At 32.0% G+C, this 24390-nt stretch carries 25 protein-coding genes; 5 read left to right on the top strand and 20 right to left on the bottom strand.

From position 1 onward, the window contains the following. Positions 1 to 36: 36 nt before the first annotated feature. Complete coding sequence (locus EM932_RS17815; protein ID WP_135878563.1) at positions 37 to 1041, bottom strand: PorP/SprF family type IX secretion system membrane protein; 1005 nt, start codon at positions 1039 to 1041, stop codon at positions 37 to 39. Positions 1042 to 1199: 158 nt separating this feature from the next. On the opposite strand from EM932_RS17815, the gene EM932_RS17820 reads away from it, so the two are divergent. The 5 genes from EM932_RS17820 to EM932_RS17840 all read left to right on the top strand — a co-directional run bounded on the left by EM932_RS17820 (position 1200) and on the right by EM932_RS17840 (position 5789). Further along, on the top strand, positions 1200 to 2102 hold the full coding sequence (locus EM932_RS17820) for a NifU family protein (RefSeq protein ID WP_135878564.1): 903 nt from the start codon (positions 1200 to 1202) through the stop codon (positions 2100 to 2102). A gap of 81 nt (positions 2103 to 2183) precedes the next feature. Next, the gene (locus EM932_RS17825; protein ID WP_135878565.1) at positions 2184 to 2384 is read left to right on the top strand and encodes a dodecin family protein; all 201 of its coding nucleotides are present in this window, start codon (positions 2184 to 2186) and stop codon (positions 2382 to 2384) included. Positions 2385 to 2460: 76 nt separating this feature from the next. Next, positions 2461 to 4566 (top strand): thioredoxin domain-containing protein, encoded by a 2106-nt coding sequence (locus tag EM932_RS17830; protein WP_407925222.1) that lies wholly within the window; start codon positions 2461 to 2463, stop codon positions 4564 to 4566. Next, entirely contained in the window at positions 4563 to 4919 is a 357-nt protein-coding gene (locus EM932_RS17835) for a DUF1304 domain-containing protein (protein WP_135878566.1), read from the top strand. The genes EM932_RS17830 and EM932_RS17835 overlap by 4 nt, the downstream gene beginning before the upstream one ends. A gap of 54 nt (positions 4920 to 4973) precedes the next feature. Further along, on the top strand, positions 4974 to 5789 hold the full coding sequence (locus tag EM932_RS17840; RefSeq protein ID WP_135878567.1) for a mechanosensitive ion channel family protein: 816 nt from the start codon (positions 4974 to 4976) through the stop codon (positions 5787 to 5789). A 64-nt stretch (positions 5790 to 5853) separates the two neighbouring features. Here EM932_RS17840 and tsaB read toward each other — a convergent pair whose 3' ends face one another. The 19 genes from tsaB to gcvH all read right to left on the bottom strand — a co-directional run bounded on the left by tsaB (position 5854) and on the right by gcvH (position 24101). Beyond that, positions 5854 to 6528: a tRNA (adenosine(37)-N6)-threonylcarbamoyltransferase complex dimerization subunit type 1 TsaB gene (tsaB, locus tag EM932_RS17845; RefSeq protein WP_135878568.1), complete on the bottom strand. Its 675-nt coding sequence runs from the start codon at positions 6526 to 6528 to the stop codon at positions 5854 to 5856. 190 nt (positions 6529 to 6718) lie between these two features. Continuing rightward, complete coding sequence (locus EM932_RS17850; protein WP_246041138.1) at positions 6719 to 8143, bottom strand: TolC family protein; 1425 nt, start codon at positions 8141 to 8143, stop codon at positions 6719 to 6721. Beyond that, a complete protein-coding gene (locus tag EM932_RS17855) occupies positions 8121 to 9245 on the bottom strand; it encodes an efflux RND transporter periplasmic adaptor subunit (RefSeq protein ID WP_135878569.1) in 1125 nt (374 codons plus the stop codon). Before EM932_RS17855 ends, EM932_RS17850 begins: the two co-directional genes overlap by 23 nt. A gap of 12 nt (positions 9246 to 9257) precedes the next feature. Further along, positions 9258 to 10502: an ABC transporter permease gene (locus tag EM932_RS17860; protein ID WP_135878570.1), complete on the bottom strand. Its 1245-nt coding sequence runs from the start codon at positions 10500 to 10502 to the stop codon at positions 9258 to 9260. 1 nt (position 10503) lies between these two features. Then, positions 10504 to 11733 (bottom strand): ABC transporter permease, encoded by a 1230-nt coding sequence (locus EM932_RS17865; protein WP_135878571.1) that lies wholly within the window; start codon positions 11731 to 11733, stop codon positions 10504 to 10506. Then, a complete protein-coding gene (locus EM932_RS17870) occupies positions 11726 to 12427 on the bottom strand; it encodes an ABC transporter ATP-binding protein (RefSeq protein ID WP_135878572.1) in 702 nt (233 codons plus the stop codon). The genes EM932_RS17865 and EM932_RS17870 overlap by 8 nt, the downstream gene beginning before the upstream one ends. Before the next feature lie 89 nt (positions 12428 to 12516). Then, positions 12517 to 12735 carry a hypothetical protein gene (locus EM932_RS17875; RefSeq protein WP_135878573.1) on the bottom strand — a complete coding sequence of 73 codons (219 nt, stop codon included), beginning with the start codon at positions 12733 to 12735 and terminating at the stop codon, positions 12517 to 12519. Between the two features lie 512 nt (positions 12736 to 13247). Further along, positions 13248 to 13781 (bottom strand): DUF420 domain-containing protein, encoded by a 534-nt coding sequence (locus EM932_RS17880; RefSeq protein ID WP_135878574.1) that lies wholly within the window; start codon positions 13779 to 13781, stop codon positions 13248 to 13250. Between the two features lie 321 nt (positions 13782 to 14102). After that, positions 14103 to 14858: an SCO family protein gene (locus EM932_RS17885; protein WP_135878575.1), complete on the bottom strand. Its 756-nt coding sequence runs from the start codon at positions 14856 to 14858 to the stop codon at positions 14103 to 14105. 76 nt (positions 14859 to 14934) lie between these two features. Then, positions 14935 to 15654, bottom strand: a complete 720-nt coding sequence (locus EM932_RS17890) for a hypothetical protein (protein ID WP_135878576.1) — start codon at positions 15652 to 15654, stop codon at positions 14935 to 14937. A 109-nt stretch (positions 15655 to 15763) separates the two neighbouring features. Beyond that, on the bottom strand, positions 15764 to 16144 hold the full coding sequence (locus tag EM932_RS17895; RefSeq protein ID WP_135878577.1) for a cytochrome C oxidase subunit IV family protein: 381 nt from the start codon (positions 16142 to 16144) through the stop codon (positions 15764 to 15766). Positions 16145 to 16202: 58 nt separating this feature from the next. Next, positions 16203 to 17186 (bottom strand): cytochrome c oxidase subunit 3, encoded by a 984-nt coding sequence (locus EM932_RS17900; RefSeq protein ID WP_135878578.1) that lies wholly within the window; start codon positions 17184 to 17186, stop codon positions 16203 to 16205. Between the two features lie 137 nt (positions 17187 to 17323). Then, positions 17324 to 17905, bottom strand: coding sequence for a cytochrome c oxidase subunit 3 (locus EM932_RS17905; protein WP_135878579.1), 582 nt, complete (start codon positions 17903 to 17905; stop codon positions 17324 to 17326). A 2-nt stretch (positions 17906 to 17907) separates the two neighbouring features. Next, positions 17908 to 18801, bottom strand: a complete 894-nt coding sequence (cyoE, locus tag EM932_RS17910) for a heme o synthase (RefSeq protein WP_135878580.1) — start codon at positions 18799 to 18801, stop codon at positions 17908 to 17910. Between the two features lie 409 nt (positions 18802 to 19210). Continuing rightward, positions 19211 to 21310 carry a gliding motility protein RemB gene (locus EM932_RS17915; protein WP_135878581.1) on the bottom strand — a complete coding sequence of 700 codons (2100 nt, stop codon included), beginning with the start codon at positions 21308 to 21310 and terminating at the stop codon, positions 19211 to 19213. Between the two features lie 297 nt (positions 21311 to 21607). Beyond that, positions 21608 to 22396 carry an energy transducer TonB gene (locus EM932_RS17920; protein ID WP_135878582.1) on the bottom strand — a complete coding sequence of 263 codons (789 nt, stop codon included), beginning with the start codon at positions 22394 to 22396 and terminating at the stop codon, positions 21608 to 21610. A 171-nt stretch (positions 22397 to 22567) separates the two neighbouring features. Continuing rightward, positions 22568 to 23290, bottom strand: a complete 723-nt coding sequence (locus tag EM932_RS17925) for an energy transducer TonB (RefSeq protein ID WP_135878583.1) — start codon at positions 23288 to 23290, stop codon at positions 22568 to 22570. A gap of 60 nt (positions 23291 to 23350) precedes the next feature. Next, positions 23351 to 23728, bottom strand: a complete 378-nt coding sequence (locus EM932_RS17930) for a VanZ family protein (protein WP_135878584.1) — start codon at positions 23726 to 23728, stop codon at positions 23351 to 23353. Next, a complete protein-coding gene (gene gcvH, locus EM932_RS17935) occupies positions 23721 to 24101 on the bottom strand; it encodes a glycine cleavage system protein GcvH (RefSeq protein ID WP_135878585.1) in 381 nt (126 codons plus the stop codon). The genes EM932_RS17930 and gcvH overlap by 8 nt, the downstream gene beginning before the upstream one ends. Positions 24102 to 24390 lie beyond the last annotated feature (289 nt).

Genomic DNA, 24390 nt, shown 5'->3' on the forward strand with positions numbered 1-24390 from the left:
GAAGCGGCTCGTAAAAACGAGCCGCTTCTTTTTTTATTAATTTACCGCAGGGCAATTACACTCATAACGTTTCCGTTTACAATTAAAGTTATATCCTAATGTAAATTGATGAAAACCACCATTAGTAAACACCACTGAGTTTGTTTGATACGTATAAGTATACGCAAACATAAACTGGTTATAATTAACACCTATTATAGGTGTAATTTGTTGTAGTTTTTGGCTTCTTACACTTCCAGAACTTGTTAAAAATTCAGCGCCATCTAAACTTGTTCTATATGATAAGCCTCCCCAAATTTTGCCAAACTCCATGTCTTTATAAGCTTTCGCATTAGCATCAATCGAAGACTCTTTTGTTCCATCTTTATGTTGAAACATTATTGAAGGCTCAAAACTCCATTCGCTTCCGTATCTGTTATAAACATAGCCTGCAGAAATCAAATATCGTCTTAAATTACTTGTTATCTCAATATCATTATTAATACCAGAATTTTTCAACATATTCTTCACAGTACCATGTGCATAAAAATCCAGATAATGGTAAGAAAATCCAAAATCCATATTAAAGTTGCCTTCATTTCGTACTGTCCCATTAATTATGGGGTCTGGACCATCAAACAAAAATGACGTTTCATCTAATTTATATTGAATAACACCTGCACTTAAACCAAAAGACAACATGTTTAAATCAACCTCACTCCTAGAAAACATTAAATGATGTGCATACGTCACATAAGCACCTGTTTGAGAATGGTATCCGTTCTTATCGGTATATAGAATACCTCCAACTGCAGATTGCGAATCCCCTATTCTTCCATTTAAACTTAATGTTAGCAGCTTTGGTGCATCATCTTGCCCAAACCATTGTTGCCTTCCTGTTAATCTAATTTTAGCACAATTAGCAGCACCAGCCATAGACGGATGAATCAAGTAATAATTATCTGTAAGGTAATCGGTATATATTGGCAGCCCTTCTTGAGAAATCGCAATATGAGTAAAAAATACTCCTAGGACCACTGCTAAAACATTTTTCAATTTCATAAATTTCACCCCAAGTAGGTTTTTGGTTTAAATTAATATTTTTATTCTCTAAAATTTAAAGTTAAAATTTCACCTTTTGCCTTAAACTATAAATCACATAACTCAAATATATAGATAACTACGTTTTCTTTTAGTATTTTTGTAAAAAATTAGCTAAAATGAATACTTTCAAGGTTTCTGTGCAAGAAACATCCAATAATACTATCATTAAATTTGAATTAAATCAATTTATAACAAAGCATCAAAGCTTTGAATTTAATAATATAGATGAAGCAAAAGCTTCTCCTTTAGCACAACAGTTGTTTTATTTGCCATTTGTAAAAAAGGTTTACATTTCTGGAAATTTTGTTGCTGTAGAACGTTATAACATAGTTGAATGGAATGATGTTCAGGATGAAGTTGCTGAACAAATTGAAGGGTATTTAAATGATGGAGGTATCGTTATAGAGGATTCTGCAGTTACAAAAAAAGTACCAGTAACTGTCTATGCCGAAAGCACGCCAAACCCTGCCGTTATGAAGTTTGTTACTAACAAAAAAATAGTAACAGCTCTTTTTGAATTCACATCTATTGATGAAGCAAAGTTATCACCGTTGGCAACCGAGTTATTTCATTTTCCTTTTGTGAAAAGTGTCTTTATAGATGAGAATTATGTGTCGATTACTAAGTATGACATTGCTGAATGGCAAGATATTACAATACAAGTTCGCGAGTTTATAAAAAACTATATAGAAAACGGTAAAGAAGTCGTATTACCAAATGCTGCAGAAACTCTAAAAAAAACGACAACACAAATAGATGATCATTTTGAAACATTAGATGATACTTCAAAAGAAATAATAAATATTCTTGAAGAGTATGTAAAACCTGCTGTAGCCAGTGATGGTGGTAATATCCAATTTATATCTTACGATCAAAACACTAAAAACGTAAGCGTCATGCTACAAGGTGCTTGTAGCGGTTGTCCGTCATCTACATATACCTTAAAAAGTGGGATCGAAAATATGCTAAAAGAAATGCTACCAGGTAAAGTTGAAATGGTAGAAGCTATAAATGGGTAAATTAGGTGACTTTTTTAATCGACATGTGTCAAAATAAACAGAAACTCTTAAAGAGTGTTATTTTAACTTAAAAATTAAAACATGTCAGTATTAAAAGTCATTGAAGTTTTATCAAACTCAGATAAAAGCTGGGAAGATGCCACAAAAAAAGCCGTAAAACACGCATCTAAAAGTGTGAAAAATATTCGTTCTGTATATATTCAAGACCAAAGCGCCAGTGTAAAAGATGGTGAAGTTACAGAGTTTAGAGTGAATCTTAAAATCACATTTGAAGTAAATTAAGTTTCCTTTTATTTTAAAACATAAGCGTTCTGGAAGGAGCGCTTTTTTTATGCTTAAATTTCGCTAACTTTGATGAATGAAGCATTTACAATTATTCTTATTCATTATTTTAATAATAAGCTGCAAAGGTCAGAACACAAAATCTATGGAACACAAATATACCAACGACCTGATACATGAAACAAGTCCATACCTATTACAACATGCTCACAATCCTGTAAATTGGAATGCTTGGAATGAAAATACATTAGCCAAAGCTAAAGCTGAAAATAAATTATTATTAATTAGTGTTGGTTATGCTGCCTGCCATTGGTGCCATGTTATGGAGCATGAAAGTTTTGAAGATAGTTTAGTCGCTCAGGTAATGAATAAAAACTTTATTAATGTTAAAGTTGATAGAGAAGAACGTCCAGATGTCGATCAAGTATATATGAATGCTGTTCAGCTTATGACTGGAAGAGGTGGTTGGCCTTTAAATGCTATAGCATTACCAGATGGCAGACCTATTTGGGGAGAAACTTATGTTCCTAAAAAGCAATGGATGAGTGCCTTGGAACAAATCTCGAAATTATATGTTGAAAAACCCGAAAAGCTTTACGAATATGCAGATAAACTTGAGCAGGGATTAAAAACTTTGGATATCGTCACTTTAAATACAGACGAACCCGTTTTTGAGAACGATTATATAACTAATGCTATTAAAACATGGTCTGAACAGTTTGACAATAGCCAAGGTGGTATGAATAGAGCTCCAAAATTCATGATGCCTAATAATTATCATTTTTTATTAAGGTATGCTTATCAAACTGAAGATAAAAAACTACAAGACTATGTTAATTTAACACTCAAAAAGATGGCCTATGGCGGTGTTTTTGATCAAATTGGTGGCGGTTTCTCAAGGTATTCCGTAGATGCAAAATGGCATGTCCCTCATTTCGAAAAAATGCTTTATGATAATGGGCAATTAGTCAGCTTATATTCTGATGCTTACCTCATTACTAAAAATGAATTGTATAAAGATATTGTCACAGAAACTTTAGATTATATAAAACAGGAGATGACTACCGAAAATGGGGCGTTTTACTCATCACTTGATGCAGATAGTAATACTCCAGAAGGCGAATTAGAAGAAGGTGCTTTTTATGTTTGGCAAAAAGACAGTTTAAAAACTATTTTAAAAAATGATTATGAACTGTTTTCAGATTATTATAATGTTAATAGTTATGGTCTTTGGGAACACTATAATTATGTTTTAATTAGAAAGGATGATGATGAAAAAATTATTAAGAAACATAATTTAACAAAAGAGCTTTTAGCCGAAAAGAAAAAACATTGGAAACAAATTTTAACAACTATTCGTGATAAACGTTCTAAACCACGTTTAGATGATAAAACACTCACCTCCTGGAATGCTTTGATGCTTAAAGGATATATTGATGCTTACAGAGTTTTTGGTGATGCTTCTTATTTAGCTTCCGCTGAAAAAAACGCCGATTTTATAATTAACAACCAATTGCGAGAAGATGGTGGTTTAGACCATAATTACAAAAATGGAAAAAGTAATATTAATGGTTATTTAGAAGATTATGCCACAACTATTGATGCCTTTTTAGCACTTTATGAAAACACACTAAATGAAACATGGCTTACTACTGCAAGAGATTTAGCTAATTATACTTTCGATCATTTTTTTAATAATGAAAGTATAATGTTTTATTTCACGTCTGATGAAGATGCATCTTTAGTTTCCAGAAGCATTGAATATCGAGATAATGTTATTCCTGCGAGTAATTCTATTATGGCCAAAAACCTTTTTAAACTATCTCATTATTTTGACAACACACATTATAGTAAAACAGCTATAAGTATGTTAAACAATGTAAAACCTGAAATGCAAGCATACCCATCGGGTTATTCAAACTGGTTGGATTTAATGTTAAACTATACAAATCCGTACTATGAGGTTGCCATCGTTGGAAAAGACGCAAAAAAGAAAATTGCTGAATTAAACGAAACGTATATTCCTAATAAACTTATTGCTGGGAGCACTTCTGATAATAATTTACCTTTATTAGAAAATAGATATAGTCCAAATAACACGCTAATCTACGTTTGTGTAAATAAGGCTTGCAAACTCCCTGTTTCTGAAGTTGATAAAGCCGTAACACTATTAAAAGAATGACATTTTTAACCATCTTATTAATTGCGATAGTTGTTTTTGAGCATGTTTATTTTCTTGTTTTAGAAATGTTTTTGTGGACGAAACCAAAAGGCATAAAAGCTTTTGGATTAAAATCTAAAGAATTCGCTGAAGAAACCAGAGTTTTAGCTGCAAATCAAGGTTTGTATAATGGTTTTTTGGCAGCTGGACTCATTTTTTCCATCGTTCAGAAAGACATATCACTTGCTGTTTTTTTTCTTATTTGTGTGACTATAGCAGGCATCTATGGGTCTTACTCAACAAAGAAAATAAAACTATTTTATATCCAGGCTATTCCAGCTTTACTTGCCTTAGTGAGTTTATTTTTTCAATAGGAGTTTATAAAAGAATTTTATAATTTTAAATAATGACTAACTTTTTAAAAAATTATGAATTTAGAAAATATTGAAGTAGAAAAATGGCTTGACCTGGCTTTAGAATATGGGCTTAATATTTTAGGTGCTATTGTTATATGGATTGTTGGCTCATGGGTAATCAAAAAACTTATGAAAGGCACTAAAAAAGTCATGTTAAAACAAAATTATGAGGAAAGCCTTCAAAAGTTTTTATTAAATCTATTAGGTTGGATTTTAAAAATCATTTTGATTATTGTTGTTCTCGGGACTGTTGGTGTAGAAACCACATCATTTGCAGCTATTTTAGCTGCTGCTGGTTTGGCAATAGGTATGGCACTACAAGGTTCTTTGGGTAATTTTGCTGGTGGTGTTTTAATTATGATTTTTAAACCTTTTAAAATTGGTGACTTAATTGAAGCTCAGGGTGAATTAGGAGTAGTTAAAGAAATTGAAATTTTTACAACTAAATTAACAGGACTATCTAATAGAGAAATTATAATTCCTAACGGCTCCCTATCTAATGGAAATATTATAAACTACACGACTGAAGGAACCCGTCGTGTTGATTTGGTTTTTGGTGTGGGTTATGACTCCGATATCAAGAAAACTAAAGATGTTTTAATGGGAGTTTTGACTGCTCATTCAAAAGTCTTAAAAGATCCAGCACCTGCTGTAACAGTACTTGAATTAGCTGATAGTTCGGTAAATTTTGCTGTAAGACCTTGGTGTAAAACTGAATATTATTGGGATGTTTATTTTGACATTACAGAACAAGTTAAAGAAGCTCTTGATGCAGCTGGTATAGAAATTCCATACCCTCATCAAGTTGAAATACAGAAAAAAGGATAATAAACCTGATTATGCGAAAACACAGACTAGACCTGTCAGGTTTTAAAAACCTGACAGGTCTTTCTTATTTCTGTGATTTTAAAGCCACAAAATCTTTTAAATAATAAGGTTCAAAATAAGCGACATCTTCTATGTCACTTATTTTGTATTTATTATAAGCTAAATGACTCATTTCATTTGCTGATGGTAATTTACCATCAATAAAAACAGCGTTTGGGTGCTTGATTAATGTTTTTGCTTTTTCAACACCATTTCCAATAAAGGAAACGTTTCCTTTGTCTAAATAATCTTCAAAAGAACTTTCATCCAAAATTTGCGCTTCTGTTTCTCTTATTTGATTATAATCAGCATCAAAGACAGCAGAATATACTTCCATTCTTCTAGCATCTAGCATAGCAACAATAACACCATCATCGCATTTAACCTGATGTGCTAAAGCCTCTAAAGTTGAAACAGAAATTAAAGGCTTATCTAAAGCAAAACAAAGCCCTTTTGCTGCCGAAACTCCAATTCTTAACCCAGTATAAGATCCTGGACCTTTGCTTACCGCAATAGCTTCTACATCTTCTGATGGAACTTTGGCTTCCTTTAATACCTCATCAATATAAATATGAAGTCTTTCGGCATGCGAATAATTTTTATCGTAATCTTCTTTTAAAACGACTGTTTTTCCTTCTTTTGAAAGTGATACCGAACAGTTGGTTGTTGCTGTTTCTATATTGAGAATATATGTGCTCATTTTTATTTTTTAGGTCAAAAAGTTACTTAGGGCTTCTAAAAAGTTCACTTGGATGTCATTCTGAGGAGCACCCGAGTGCGACGTGAGAATCTGTTTGTATTTTATTTCAATTAAGTTTAACAGATTGCCACAGTCGTTCCTCCTTCGCAATGACATCCAAGTGAACTTTTTATACCTCAACTATTTTCAACTAATCAGTTAAAGATTTTCCTGTGTAAAAGTCTAAAACTTTTGTCTTAAAAACAAAATTATACTTAGCATTAATTAAAGATGCTTGAGCATTTATTAACCGGTTTCTAATTTGTTCAAAATCGAAAGAATTTATAACTCCTAAACTATATCGCTCTTGTGCATTTAATAAAGCATCTTGTTGTAGTTTAACCGATGATTCTGAAGCTAAATACTGATTTAAAGCCGCCTTAGCATCTGCAAAAGCTTGTTCAATATTAGACCTAAGTGTTTGCTTTTCTTCCTCTAATCTAAGTTGACTCTTCTCTTTATTTATTCTGGCTTTACTAACATTTGATTTATTTTTAAATCCACTAAAAATTGGAACACTGAGACTAAACCCAAAATTATAACCTAAATTATCTTCCAACTGTTGACCAAATCCGTTTGGAACAAATATTAAAGCATCATCATTAGGATCATTAGGATCGTTTATTTGAACTTCAGGTCTTACATCTTCTTGTCCTTGACTATGCTGATAAGAAGTTCCCAACCCTGCACTAAAACTTAAAGATGGTAAAAAAGCACTTTTAGAAATTTCGATTGACAAATCTGAATTATCTATATCTAAATTAGCCCTTTTTATTTCAGGACGTTTAGTTTCCGCGATGTTATAAATATCATCCGAATTATCGTATGCTATAGCTAATGATGACACTTCTAAAATAATATCTTCAACATCAAACCCTTTATGCGCAATCTGTAATAACTGCGCTAAATTTAATAAAGATAAGTTTACACTATTTTGAGCATTTACTAATCGTTCATTATCTGTCGCCAATTGCGCCTCTACTTCTAATATTGTTGACCTTGCTCTAACTCCTGAATCAACAAAAGCTCTTGCTTGATTTATCTGTTTTTGCGTAATCTCTATCTGTTCTATAGCGACCTTTAAATTCTCCTTGTTTAGTAAAATATTTAAATAAGCATTAGCAATATTAAGAGAGATATTATCAATTAATATAGACAATTGTATTTGACTAGATTTTAAACCGAGTTTAGACTGTTTATATATATTCGTATTTCTAAACCCATTAAATATTGTAACACCAGTCCCCATACTAAAACTATTCCCTCTACTGTCCCTAGAGATACGTCCTCCATTTTGATCTATAAAAGACCCGAAATTATAACTTTGCGATGCAGATCCACTAACAGTAGGAAGAAAATTTCCTCTTGCATCAATAATATCTTGCTCAGCCGTTTCTGCATCAAATTTTGCTTGCTTAATGGAAAGATTATTCTCTATAGCATAATTCACACATTCTCGTAGTGACCATTTTTTGTCTTGTGCTGAAATAGATAAGCACATCACCATGAATACTGAAATTAAAAAATAACTTTTCATTTTAGCTTTCTTAAAATTAATCATTATCTTCTTCTTCATCTTCGTTATCTTTTGACGCTTTGTTCCATACTTTAACTTTGTCTCCTTCTTTTACACCTTCGGTAATTTCAACATTAATACCATCAGAAAGACCAAGCTTAACATTCTCTTTTTTAAACTTATTATCGCCATTTAATATTTCGACAAAAGGCTTCTCTGTAATTCTGTTATATTGAAGTAATGCTTCTCTAATGGCTAAAACACTATCCTTGCTTTCAATATCTATTTCTGCATTTGCACTATAGCCAGCTCTTACATTTGTAATTGAATCTATGGTTACATTTGCTTTAATTGTAAATTGAACAGCTCCATTTTCTTCCTTTCCTTTAGGTGCTACAAATGTTAGTTTTGCTGGAAATTCTTTATCATTAATGGCTCCAAGAACCACCTTTATTTCTTTACCTTCTTCTAGCTTACCTACTTCTGCTTCATCAACTTTACCTTCAAAAATCATAAGACTCATGTCTGCAATGGTTGCAATGGTTGTCCCCGCATTAAAATTATTACTCTGGATAACCTGATCGCCTTCTCGAACAGGAATTTCTAAAATAGTTCCTGCTATTTGTGCTATAATATTTGTATTGGCAGAATTACCTCCAGAAATAGATCCTCTCTTAATAATTTGATAATCGTTTTGTGATTGCGCAAGTGATTCCTTTGCTTGATTGTATGATAGTTCGCTGTTTTCGAAATCCTGGGTAGAAATAACCCCTTTATCAAATAATGCTTTATTTCTATTGTATAATACTTTGGTGTTATCAAAAGATAATCTTGCAGATGCTATTCTACTTTTTGCACTTACTAGACTTTGTTCATTAGGCACGACTCTAATTTTAGCTATTAAATCTCCTTTTTTTACAATGTCTCCCTCTTCAACTAGTATTTTATCTACAATTCCTGAAATTTGTGGTTTTAATTCAACCTCTTCTTCAGGATTTAATTTACCTGTTGCTACTGCCTTTGTATTAATAGATGTATAAAATGGTTCTTCAACCTTATAGTCCACAACATCTTTAGAGTTCGCATCTTTAAAGTATTTTAATACCCATGCTAATAGTATAATGGCTACTATTATTAAAATAATTTTTACTGTCTTGTTCATTTTTTTGATTGTTTATTCTTCTCTTAATGCTTCTATTGGTTTTATACTAGTTGCTTTAAATGCAGGAATTAACCCGATTAAAGTTCCTAAAATCACTAATATTATTAATGCTACAAATACAACAGCTATTGATACGGATGCATTTACAAGAGACGCCTCTGCACCCTGGCCATAAAGTGTATCTATTAAAATTAAAATCCACCCTCCTGATATGATTCCTATAACTCCTGCCATTAATGTTAAGAAAACCGCTTCAACCACTATTTGTCTTTTAATTTCAAAAGGTGTTGCTCCTAAGGCTCTTCTTACCCCAATTTCTTTAGTTCGTTCTTTAATAGTTATAAGCAAAATATTACCTATAGCAAATACACCTGCTATTAATGTAGCGATACCAACAAACCAAGTTAAAAATTGCATCCCTGTTAAAAACCCCGTTATTTTCGCAAACTCCTTACCTAAATTAAAACTACCAAAAGCACGATTATCTTTAGGGTGAATTCTATTCAAATTCTTGAGTAATAATTTGGCATCGGCTTCTATTTGTTTAATATCATATTCTGGCTTTCCTGTTATCATCATCCAACCTATCTCATCACCTTGATTATATATTTGTTGAAACGTAGTAAATGGAATATGCATGTCTGTTGATGGTCCCATATTTACATTACCATTCTTAAATATGCCAATAACCTTAAAACTCATGCCATTAATTTGCACATACTCTCCAATAGCATTTTCATCTTTTTCAAATAATTGTTTGTATGTATCTTCAGATAATAGCACCACTTTTTTATCAAAATCAATATCATTTTGATTGATAAACCTTCCGTGAATCAGTTTTTTCTTTTGTACTTGATCTAGCAAAGGATAATCGCCTGCCATTTGAAAACTGCCTGAAAGAAATTTTCGAACTACTGTTGCCTGATTCTGGTTTCTTGGTACAACAAACTCGATTCCTTCAACGTTTTTCTCTACTTTTTTTGCGTCTGTTAATGATAGTCTAACTTTTCGACCTTCTTGAAATCCCTTAAATGGTTTACTTGTACTTTGCCCCCAAACAAAAACACTATTGGTTGCAAAATCACCAAACAAACGATTAAAACTATTTTCTAAACCTCTTGCAGAACCTAATAGAACGATTAATAGTAATATTCCCCACCAAACTCCTACCATTGTTAAAACAGACCTTAGTTTGTTTTTATTAAAGCTGTCGAAAACTTCTTGCCATGTATCTCTATCAAATAAAAACTTAAACATATTAATCGTTTCTTAATGCTACAATGGGTTTTATTCTTGATGCTCGTTTCGCAGGAAAGTAGCCTGCAAAGGCTCCTGCAATTATTAAGGTAATAGTTGCCCCAACTACTAAACTAGTACTCACTGAAGGGTCTTTTATAAAATATGTTTTTAGGCTAGGCCCAATCCATTCCAGTACACCCATTCCAATCAATAGACCTATGTATCCTGCAATTGCAGTTATGATAATGCATTCTATTAAAATAATCGAAACAATAGACCTCGGAGATGCTCCTAATGCCTTACGAATCCCAATTTCCTTAGTACGTTCTTTTACGATAAAGATCATAATATTGCTGATTCCCACAATACCTGCTATAAGTGTTCCAGAACCTATTATGAAAATAATAATCCCAAGAATAAAACTGAATTGTTGAACATTTTTAGAAGCTTCAGCCATATTTCGAACTCTTATTGCCCGCTGATCATTTTTCGCTACCGAAAAACGCTCCTTCATTTTTTTCTTAATCTGGTTTCCAAAAGCCAATGCCTGATCATAATTCATTTCCGGGTTATAGGTTAGATTTATTTGGTTTATATAATCGTTATTACCATAAATATGCTGTGCTGTAGAAATTGGCATATAAATTAAACGTTCTTCATTATCACCACCGTCATCTGTAAAAACACCAACAACCTTGTATTGAATTCCACTAAGGTTAATATACTTACCTAAGGCTGTTGTTTTTAAGAATAGATCTTCTTCTACTAATCTACCTATAACAACAACTTTGGTTCTATTTTTTAAATCATTCTGATTGATGTACCTCCCTTCTTTTATCATAGTTTTTTCCAAAAACTGATGATCTGGATGGACCGCTCTTAAATTATAGTTATTTTGTTCATTTCGATATGATGCTTGAGCATTTCTATAAAGACGAGCAGTAATAAACTCTACTTTATTTCCAAATTCCTCTTTTACATAATCAAAATCTTTATTTCTAAACTTAATAGCCCTACCTGCTTGTAAACCTTTGTGAGCTTTGGTTGTTCTACCTGAGTTTATAAAAATTGAATTTGTAGCGTCATCTTTAAAGGCCTCGGCAAATGTATTTTGTAGACCATTTGAAATACCAAAAAGAATGGCGAACAATAATATCGCAAATGTTACCGTAAAACCAGACAGTAAACTTCTGGTTCTGTTCATATTAATACTTTGAAATATTTCCCGCCAAAGGTCTAAATCAAACATACTGTTCTGCCCTTACCTGTTCTATCTTTTTGTCTTCCATTATAATACCATCTCGCAAACGAACTATACGTTTACACATATTAGCTATGTCCTCTTCGTGTGTTACCATTAAAATAGTTTTACCTTCGTCGTTTAACTTTTGGATAAACGCCATGATTTCATAAGATGTTTTTGTATCCAATGCTCCAGTTGGTTCATCTGCTAATAACAACTTGGGGTTTGCTGCTAAGGCCCTGGCTATAGCTACACGCTGATTTTGACCTCCAGAAAGTTCTTTTGGTAAATGATTTGCCCAATCGGCTAAGCCCACCTTTTCTAAATGAAACATGGCTCTTTCCTGACGTTCTTTACGTTTCATTCCTTGATAGTATAGAGGTAGTGCTACATTTTCCAGAGCATTCTTATAATTGATAAGATTGAAAGACTGAAAAATGAATCCTAAAAATTTGTTTCTATATACAGCTGCTTTTTTTTCGGTAAGATCTTTTATTGGTAAACCATCTAGAATATAATCGCCAGAATCGGCTTCGTCTAACATACCTATAATATTAAGTAATGTAGATTTACCTGAACCCGAAGACCCCATGATTGCTACCATTTCTCCTTCTTCAACTTGAAGGTCTATACCTTTTAAAACATGTAAACTAGAATCTCCTATTGGATAGGATTTGTGCAGCTGATTAATTTTTAACATTTCTTGATTGATTAGAGTAAGCTATTAAGCTTTACAGTTAGACTTCAAAGACAAAGAAATGTTACAAAAATTGTTCCGAAAAGTTTTTATTATTTTTTTAACGTATTGTATTTCTTATAAATAAAGTACCCTAATCCTCCCATAAGGATGTATGGAATTGCCATTAAATATACGATACCATCATTAATACCTTCTGCTGCTGTTTGTCCTTCTTCACTTTCTAAAACAGCACGACACATAGCACATTGGGCATTTGTTTCAAGAAACAAGAGAAACCAGAAAAGAAAAAAAAGAATTTTTTGTTTCATATTTTACATTTATAACTTATTACATCTCTTAAGTACAAGTCGCTAAGGACAACACTAAAGTAAAGTTTTACAGATCCCACTAAAAAGCGGGATTAATTCAACCAGCTACTTTAAGTTCGCAGTACCTGCTTCTTGAAGTAGGGTTTCAATTCATTGATTTACAGATCCCGCCTTTAAGCGGGATTAATTCAACCAGCTACTTCAAGTTCGCAGTACCTGCTTCTTGAAGTAGGGTTTCAATTCATTGATTTACAGATCCCGCCTTTAAGCGGGATTAATTCAACCAGCTACTTCAAGTTCGCAGTACCTGCTTCTTGAAGTAGGGTTTCAATTCATTGATTTACAGATCCCGCCTTTAAGCGGGATTAATTCAACTAGCTACTTCAAGTTCGCAGTACCTGCTTCTTGAAGTAGGGTTTCAATTCATTGATTTACAGATCCCGCCTTTAAGCGGGATTAATTCAACTAGCTACTTCAAGTTCGCAGTACCTGCTTCTTGAAGTAGGGTTTCATTAATAATACGGTGAAATCATTATATAAACTATCACTCCAGTTATGGCTACGTATAACCATAACGGAAATGTTATTTTTGCTATTTTTTTATGTTTCTCGATATTATTCGTAATTGCTCTCACATAGGTAATTAGTACAAATGGAATAACAATGATCGACAATAAAATGTGTGTTAGCAATATAAAATAGTAGATATATTTAATAGCGCCTTCGCCTCCAAACTTAGTAGAATCACTAGTCATATGATAGGCTACATACATCGCTAAGAATGATACTGAAAGCATGATGGCAAACTTCATTAATTTTTCATGTGTGGCTCTATTTCCTTTTTTAATTTGAAATACAGCAAACATTAAAACCAATGCCGTTACTCCATTTATTGATGCATAAATTGGTGGTAAAAATGTTAGTGGTTCAACATTTGGAATTTTCACCCCAAATAAAATAGCTACAACAATTGGTATTAATACGGATAATACTACTATTAATTTATTATATTTTTTATCGTCTATAATTTCTTTTTCTCTACTCATTGTATTTTTGATTTATATGATTCTGACACTTCGACTTGTTTCAACTACACTCATCACAAGCCATTCAGAATAATGGTTTTTCAAACATATGCCATTGTGAGGACGAAAGGACGTAACAATCTGCTAAATAAAAACTAAACAATATCTTTTTGTTTCAATTTAAAAGATTCTCACGTTTCCGCTGTACTCATTACAAGCCATTTTAAATAACACTGCTCCTTAAACAAAAGAAACTGCTATGTCATTCAGAAGGAGGCACGACTGAAGAATCTAAGTAACATGAAACAGAAAGATTCTTCGCTGCGCTCTGAATGAATGACATCAATTATTCAATTCATTAAGCAACTTTTTGATATCTTCTTTTAATGCACTAATTTCTTCTTTTACACCCTCATCATCAACTTGTTCAGCCTCGGAAACAATACCTCTATAATAAATAATAGGGTTACCAAAATTATCTTTCCTCGATCGAATGAATCCGTTTTTATCAATTAAAGCGAAATTACCTGAATGCTCAAAACCACCTAATACATCTTCTTCTTCGGCAGTGTATAAATTGAATCCTTTATTTGATAGTTCATAAATGGTTTCTTTATCTCCTGTCATTAAATGCCAATTAGGATTTGTAACACCATATTTATCGGCATAGACTTTAAGAATTTCTGGTGTATCATAGTCTGGGTTTATAGTGAATGATGCGACACCAAAATCATTAAAATCTTTAAAGGTATTTTGAATTTGAATTAGGTTCTCATTCATTCTAGGACAAATAGTCGGGCATGTTGTAAAAAAGAATTCTACAATATAAACCTTGCCTTCATAATCTTTATTAGTTATCGTTTTTCCATATTGATTTGTAAAAGAAAAAGCTGGTACTTTTTTGGGTTCACCATTTATTTCGATAAAAGCTAAATCTGATGTGCTTGACTTTTTATCATTTGCAAAATCACTTCTGCTTTCATTTCTAATAATGTCTTTATTAGAAATTCTGTCTACAATTTTGGGGATGAAAATAATACCAAAAACCAAGATGATAAATGCAATTCCTATATATGAATAATTCGTTTTTTTACTCATCTTTTATATTTTACAGATTAGGTTTTGCACTTCGACTGCGCTCAGTGTGGCACGCTCAACCTAACAGTTTTTTAATTTAATTAGTAGCTGTTTCTTTTAAATCGCTTGCCCTTCTTGTATCAGAATTGAACTCTCCTTTTCTTTTTTGTCTATATTCAGTAAATAAAATACGCATGTCCTCGCTCATTTTATTTTTTATTTCTGCTACTTCAATACAATCATAAGAATTTAAACCATAAACAGACCTTTTCTTTTCTAGTTCATTATCTGTTCTATCGTCAATGCGCCCACGTTGATTTAAATCTTTATCAACAATAAACACATGATCTGTGTCTAAACTTTCAGAAAGATCTACTTTACTTTTTAAACTAAAAAACAGCTTCTGAATGTTACTAGATTCTCCAAAGATAAAATGCCAAAACCTTAAATCTTCATACACGCTAATCTCTGCTTTAAGTTTTTGAACAGCATCTTCTGTTCCTTTTGGCATGACTATGACTATTTGAAATCGTTTAAAACCTTTAAACTTGTCATAGACCAGCTCTTTTAAATTAGATGCAGTCGTGGCTTTATTTAAAGGGTTATTGCCAAAAAAGCCTAAAACTGTAATGTGATCTTTTAAAAGTATTTGTTCTTCTGAATCTGAAGAAAATTGTTGTAAATCTAAAACCGATTCGTTCACTATATCTAATGGTGTATAGTTATGAGTCGCAGGATATAAGAACAATAAAAATGTTACGGGAAGAAAAAACAAAATCCCTAAAACCACATACCGACTTACTTTTTTATAATCCATTAAATAAAAAATATAATGTTTGCAAAAATAAAAAAAGACGGTTTAAAACCGTCTTTATATCTCTATTTTAACACTTGGTCTGCGCTCAATACAAGCTCAAACAAATTAATTAAAAATCTCTTTTTATAAATCCATCCTTATATACGTCGAACACGTAACCGCCTTCTTGTAATAAAATAAATATTAGATATAGAATTAAGAATATCGCAGTCCAGACAACCATACGTCTTAAAGATTTTAATTCGTCACGCATATGCATGAAATCCCAAGTAATATAATATGCTTTTACAATCGTTAAAATAATGAATATCCAGTTTAGGGCTTTCATTCCTAAAACTTGTCCCATTAAACTTTCTGGTTTCAAAATACCTAATACAACCTCTACGGCTGTTACAATAGTAAGAAAGATCAAAACACCCCAAATTTTCTGAGTATTTGATTTAAACTTAACTAAACCTCTAAATATTGCTAATTTATGTTCGTGTGCCATTTTTTAATGCTTTTTTAGATTTCCTTTTCAAGGAAATGAAAAATATAATTTTCTATAATTAAACCAGGTAAAAGAATGTAAATACAAATACCCAAACTAAATCTACAAAGTGCCAGTATAACCCCACTTTTTCTACCATTTCATAGTTTTTACGTCTCTCGTAAGTTCCTAAAATCACATTAAAGAAAATAATGATGTTTATAATAACTCCAGAAAATACGTGGAAACCGTGAAAACCAGTTATAAAGAAAAAGAAGTCTGCAAATAAAGGTGAACCGTATTCATTAACATGTAAATTAGCACCTTCAACAACAACTTTTCCGTTGTTCTTTATCTGTTTTAACGACTCGGCTCTAGACAAAATAGTTTTTTCACCTGCTTCATTAATTATCTGCGTTCTTACTAAAACATTATCGTGAGCTTCTAAACCATGCATAACTTCCTCAACAGTATATGTTGGCAAAGTTCCTTCAGAAACAAACCATAAACCACTTTTACGCTCATGTTGTGTTCTGTCTGCATGTGGTTCGGCTACAACAAAATCTCTTAATGCGACTCTATGTCCTTCTGTATCTACAAACTGTAAAATATTACCTCCTTTAGTTTGTACAGCTCCATAATCCCCTTTAATAAATGTTCCCCATTCCCAAGCTTGAGAGCCTACGAATATTAAACCACCAATAATGGTTAAAAACATATAAATAGTAACTTTTGCTTTATTTAAATGATGGCCAGCATCTACCGCTAGTACCATCGTTACAGATGACATAATAAGAATAAACGTCATAAAAGCCACATAATACATTGGTGCATTTACACCATGTAAAAAAGGGAAGTGCGTAAACACTTCATCGGCTATTGGCCATGAATCAATAAATTTAAATCTTGAAAACCCATAGGCTGCTAAAAACCCAGAGAATGTTAAAGCATCCGAAACGATGAAAAACCACATCATCATTTTACCATAACTTGCATTTAGAGGCTTTGTTGCTCCTCCCCAAGTTTTACCTTCTGTTCCAGTATTTACAACTGTAGTACTCATATATAATGGTTGTTTTTTAAAAGTTGCACAAAAATAATCAATTTATTCATCTAATAAAACATCCAACACTAAATTATACATACTTCAAAAAAAAGCTACTTTGGATGTTACATGAGACCATTAGAAATCGATAAAAATCATCGAATGAAATATAAAAACAAAAAGAGATAAACCCATAGTATATCTATAAAATGCCAAAAGGTTGCTGCGAGTTCTAAGCCAAGCATTTTCGTTGCATCATACTTTTGTTTAAAATGATTATAAATTACTACCAACAAACAAATTAACCCAACAACCACGTGCAAAATATGCACAATGGCTATTAAATAAATGTAAGACATCGTTACGTTACTGGTCGGTCCAGTAAAATTATAACCTAAATCTATAATTTGTTGAAAGCCTGAAAATTGATTAAAAATAAAAATAACTCCTAAAATAAGTGTTACAAATAACCAAAGTGTCGTCATACTTCTATTTCCACTTTTTAAAGCTTTTTTAGCTAAAATGAAAGATATACTACTAATAACTATCACCACGGTACTTATTAAAAAAGCATTAGGCAATACAAAATCTTTTAACCAATCTGGTCTGGAGCTACTTACAATAAAAGCACTTGTCCATCCCATAAAAGACATAATTAGTGAAATGATACCAAACCAAAGCATCATTTTTTTTGCTCTGTTATTTTTCTCTTCTTGCGTTCCTTGAGTTAAATCCATGGTTATCTTATAAATTTATCTATTACATACACTATTTGTACAAGTGTTATATAGGAAACACTAGCAAGCATGAGTTGTTTTGCTGCTTTTTCAGTCATTTCTTTAAATAACCGAATGGCATAATACAACATGCCTAATCCTAAACTAAAAACTAATATGGCTGCAACAATTGATAGCTGTAATTTTCCTGTAAATCCAAATACTGGTATAATAGACACTAGTAATGTCCAAATGGTATACATAACAGTTTGTACCGCCGTTCCTTTATCTTGCTTTCCTGTTGGCAGCATAAAGAACCCTCCTTTTTTATAATCATCAAACAAAAACCAACCAATTGCCCAAAAGTGAGGGAATTGCCAAAAAAACTGTAAAGCGAATAAGGTGCCTGGTTCTATCCCAAAATCGTCTGTAGCGGCCACCCATCCTAACATAAAAGGAATGGCTCCCGGAATAGCGCCCACGAAAACAGCCAGCGGTGTTTTAGTTTTTAAAGGGGTGTATACACAGGTATATAAAAATATTGAAATAGCACCAAACATGGCCGTTTGCTTGTTGATGGTGTATAGAATAATAACACCTAATAAAGTAAAAAGAGAAGCTATAATGAATGCCGTGGTTACAGACATCCTCCCAGCTGGAATAGGCCTATTCTGAGTACGCTTCATTAAGGTGTCCAGGTCTTTTTCAATAATTTGATTAAAAGCATTCGATGCTCCTACCATAAAATAGCCTCCAAAGGCTAATAGTATTAACGTTTTAAAATCGACAGTATCAACCCCTAATAAATAACCTGCCAATGATGAAAAAACCACACTTAATGCTAACCGCATTTTAGTGATCTCTTTAAAATCTGAAATGACAGAAGGTGCTGCTAATGAAGATTTTGAATTGCTCAATATTATATTTGCTCTATGGTTTTTAATTGCGAGTGCAAATATACTCTATAAAAGCATTTTGAGCAATGGTAAGCGTATTTTTAATATCTTTTATCCAACAACCTCATTTTTAATTCAATTTTATGTAGCTATTAAAATTATTGGTATTATTTTTTTCAAGATTGTATTAAGTGATTTGAGATAGCATATAGATTTTCAAAATCTACATGAACAACTATATATCAGCAATATAAAAGTACATGAAAAATTTATTCGAGAAGGATAAAAACTTTCCTAAGAAGGATTAGCAGCTCGGAGAGAAGAAAGGGGTAAACATTCAATGAAGCAATGTTTAAAATAAAGAAGCATCAAACTCAAAGTAATACCAAACTTTTAAGTTTAATTTATAAGATTCCTGCCTTCGCAGGAACTAGAAATCAAAATACCAATTAAACAGATCGGTTCTGATTCCAAAATTAAACCAAACCGTGTTGCTTTTAAAGGTTGCTGTAGTTTCTGCCTCTGGATTAAAATCTCTAAAACTAATATCTGCAAACACCTTTAAGTTGGATGCTGGATTAATAAGATAACCTGCTTGTAAATTACCGTTAAAAGTTTTGGTTTTTATACCTTGCCCTACTTCAACACCAGTATCAAAAGGTCTATCATTATAATCTCTATAGATATCCCCTCCGTAACTAAAATTATCTGTTCCATCGTTAAAATCTAATCCGCGTATGCCATAAATAAGTTTTGCATCGGCAAACCAACGTTTGTAACGGTAACGTCCAATTAAAATAGCTTCACTGAAATTTGCACCCCATAAATGCGCCATCGATTGATTATTATGAGCATAATTTAGTACTATGGTGTTATGTGAATACGTATAGGGTCTTATCCTGTTGTATTCAAATTGTAATAATAAATTATCAACCTTAAATGCATTAAAATATTTAACCCCCAATTGGTAACCAAACTTATTTTTCCAACTTTTTTCACCTGCTTTAACATCACTAAGTGAAAACTCATCTAAAATGAATTGACCATATATATTTATGTTATCATTCCATTTATATTTGGCCGATGCACCAAGAAGTGCGTTCCCTGCTCCCTGTCCTGTTTCAAACTCTATGGCTCTATAAAAGATAATAGGATTTATATAATTTATATCGAAACCTCTATCATTAGAGTTTGTCCAAAGTACCGATTCAAATAATCCAACATTTAATCGTTTGGATACATTCCAACTTAAATAATGGTTTGCAATATACTTAGTTAAAAATGCTTTATCGGCTACAACTTCGGGTCTTACATCTTTTAACCACATCCAAGTGCTGGTATATTTTATTTTCCAAAACTTGGTGTTTAATTTTAAAAATGGATGTGGACTTGTTACATCGCTAAGTAACAATGACCGATACCCATCACCTATAAAATTTTTACCATGTCCAAATTGAACATTTATAAATTTTGCCGGTGAATAGGACAAATAAGCTTCTGCTACTGGATAATCGTAAGAATCTGTTTTAAAGCGCTTGGCAATACCACGACCTGGAATAATGGCTGGATCTGGACCAAAGGCTTTTAAGCTTTCTGCATATTGATTTACATATTGAGCAAATCTACCTTGACTTTCAAATACTGACGTATAAAAATTAAACTTTTTCCCTAAACCTCCTTGAATTAGAATACCTCTTGTATTATTGTATGTGGAACTAAAATCAGCATCGGTATCTTTACCCACTTGTAAATCGAATATTGGATCGACTGTAAACCAATAATCTTTACCTTGTAATTGTACTAAATGTTCATTCCAAAGTTTTCTTCCTGCCCAAGTATCTGTTTCTTTTTTTAATTTTTCTTTTTCGGCCTTAAAATCGTAGTATTTAGAAACTTCATCGTACATAAATGGTTTTGAAGCCGTATGACTATTAGTTCCCACAAGATTAATACTTCTATCAAATCTTGAATAGTCGCTATGTGTAAACTGGATGTTTAATTGGCTGTTATAGGCTTTATCTTCAAAAGCTTTTAAATCGGCATTAACATTATCAAATTCTGCTTTCGATTGCTGTTCTAGTTTAGATATGTCATTTTCTTTTGCTAAGTCCTGTGTTTTAATTGCTTGATTAACTATAGGAATCTTTATAGGCAACGAATATTGTTTATACGTTTTTCTACTATTATAAGTAGCTGGTTTTATTTTTGGTAAGGTTGAAAATACGCGTTTGGTTTCTTCCTTTAATTCCTTGTAAATAGCATCAATGTAAATAACCCTAAATTGTCCTGTGGTATCTACTTCAAAAAGAACAACAACTTCTCCTTTATATTTTTCGTCATGTACTCTTTGAGGCTCCTTAAAATTCTTATAAATATGTTCAAATACATTTCTATCAAAACATTGCTGTAAAGAATCAATGGCAACATTTTCACAATTTGGAAAAACAGGCGGTTTTTCGGCTAAAAAGGTATCTTGTGAATAACTGTTATATTGAACTAAAAGTAGAAACAGTAGAATGAATCTCTTCATGAAAATAGGTTAATATTTATTTGTGCAGAAAGATACTATATTTTTTTAGATTGCTAATTCACAAAAAAGTTCTAATCTATTTCTAAATACTTACATCATTAATGTTCGAATAAGACATTAAGACCGCTTCAGTATTAGAAACGAGAACAAAGACTTGATAAATAATTAACTGATAAACAGAAATACAAACGAATTTTCTTTTCTGTAAACCAGAATGACCCTGAAACAATTTCAGGTCAAGAAAAAACCGCTATCTATAAAATGATAACGGTTCTAAGACTATTAAATTATGTATTACTAGTTATGTACATCAAATACTATTGGTAATGTATAAGTTACCCCTACATTTTTGTTTTGTTGTTTCGCTGGTGTCATTTCTGGGATAATGTTAATAATCCGTTTAGCTTCTTTTTCTAAACCAGGATGTGGGGCTCTAATTCTAATATCGGTAATCTTACCGTTTTTATCTATTTTAAATAAAGTACGTATAACTTGCCTTCCAGAAAGCCCAAATTCACTTCCCAAATCTGTATCAAATTTTCTTTGGATGAGTTTGTCTATTTTTTTCGACATACACTTTCGTCTTTCATCGTTCGATTTTTTCTTTTCACAACCAGGATAGATTGGTACTACTTGAACTAGGTTAACAGGTATAAATACCTCTACTGGCGGCTTATCTACTAAATTTATGTCGTCTGGGTCTATTGGTGGATTTGTGTTTACAATTGGATCTAATGGTTTATCTATCAAAGGGTCTATAGGAATATCGTTTGGTACTTCTACATAAGTATTCGATTGCTTTTTCTGTTTTTGCTCAATAGGTTCTTTAATAGTTGGAGGTTCAGGTTTTACTATTGGAATATCGATACTATAAGGCTCATCTAACGGAGGATCTCCACCATAAGTTGGAATAGTAGTTTCAAACTTCATCTCTAACAAGCCAAAGACTGCCAGTAGACATACAATTAACCCTATTTGAAAGTAAAGGGTTGTGTTTTTTTGTAAATTTGCATCATGCTTTTGTGATTTTTTCACGAGTTGCTCATTTTGCCGAATGAGTTCGTGAGTTTTCTTTTGATTACTCATAATAATTATAGTATAAATGTTAATATTATGATAAAAACACAATAAGCATACCAAAAAAAGAAATCCCGTTACAAATTTTGTAACGGGATTTTATATTTGGTTTCCCACTTTCGTGGGAATGACAATTTCAACGGAAACCTTGATGAAACATCATCAAGGAATTATTTCCAATTAATCTTGTACCTGGAAAATTATTGGTAATGAATATGGAACGTTTACAGGTTTTCCACGTTGTTTTCCTGGTTTCATTTTTGGCAATAGACCAATAACACGAGTTGCTTCTTTCTCTAAACCTGGGTGTGGTGCTCTTGCACGAATACCAGTAATATTACCTGTTTTATCTATTTTAAAAATTACATTGATACGCTGTCTTCCTGATAACCCTAAGTCACTAGCTAATTCTGTGTTGAATTTTCTATTAACAAATTGTGCTATTTTTTTAGACATACAATCTCTTTTCTTAGTATTGTTTTTCTCTTTCTCACATCCTGGAAAAACAGGTACATTTTCAATTACTGAAAATGGTACATCTATATCTTCCTCTACTTCTTCAACTTCTACTTCCTCTACCTCAACAATCTCAGTTTCTTGATCAACTTCTGTAGATTCTATAACTGTTTCCTCTATTTCAACTTCATCTTCAACAATCTCAATTACTTCTGGTGCAGCTGGAGGAGGAGGAGGAGGAGGAGGTGTTTGTATTTGTTCAGTAATTGGAATTTCTTCTTCCAATTCTTCATCCATATCGACCATTCCTATATCTGTATCAGACTTATCATATGTTTTATAATTAATAGCATAGTTTGTTAAAAATAACATTAATGCTAAACCAATAGCGAAGTAAAGTGAACTATTACGTCCAACATTAGCTTTGGGATTTTTTTTAGATTCCATAATTTATATCATTTATCAAGATTGCTAAAATAACTATTTATTTATAAAAAAAGCAAGTGTTTATGCGTTTTTAACGCTCAAATTACTTTTAAACCACATTACAACTGATGCTAATAAAGCACCAAGGGTATTCGCTACAGCATCATAAACATCCAAGCTTCTTGAAACTGTAATACTTCCCTGTAATACCTCAATAATTATACCAAAAAAAACAGAAAGGACAACAGCAAAAACTATGGCCTTTTTACTTTTTAATTTAAACGCGTACAAAAACGTATAAAACCATAAAATCGTTAAAACAAAATAGGCAAAAAAGTGAAATATCTTATCACCAAAGGAAATACCTATATCTGGAACGTTATTAAGCTTAATTAAACTAACTGTAATTAAAGCTAACGAATATATTATGGTTATTATAGGTGTTAACTTTTTAAGCACCTATCAATGCTTTGTAATCATCATCAGACATAAGTCCTTCTACTTGGGAAATATCTGAACATTTTACTTTTATCATCCAACCATCACCGTAAGGATCACTATTTACTTTTTCTGGTTCATCTTCTAAAGACTCATTAAATTCTATAATTTCACCAGATAATGGTAAAAACAAGTCTGATACCGTTTTAACTGCTTCAACTGTTCCAAAAATTTCTTCTGCATCCAATGTTTCATCAACAGTCTCTACTTCTACATATACAATATCTCCTAATTCACTTTGTGCAAAATCTGTAATACCAATAGTTGCAACATCACCTTCGATTTTGATCCATTCGTGATCTTTGGTGTATTTTAATTCTGATGGAATATTCATAGTATTAATTTAAATTCGTTTATTCAACAAATGTATTTATTCAAATCTTAAATTCAAATAGATTATCTAATAAAAAACATGGTGATTTCACTTATTTAAATGAAAAGTGACGTATAAATATTTTTCGTTAGAAATTACTTGTTTAATAGATCTGTTTTTAAGTAATACCATTTCTGATTTAAAAATACTCAAAAAACATTTTAGAGAATAAAGAATTAGCTGCGATAGATTTTATGAGTTTTGGGTTCAGTTGGTTAACCATTTCTGTAATTTTCTCCTGTAATCTTTC

Origin of the sequence: Flavivirga rizhaonensis (assembly GCF_004791695.1) — a bacterium.
Lineage (GTDB): Bacteria > Bacteroidota > Bacteroidia > Flavobacteriales > Flavobacteriaceae > Flavivirga > Flavivirga rizhaonensis.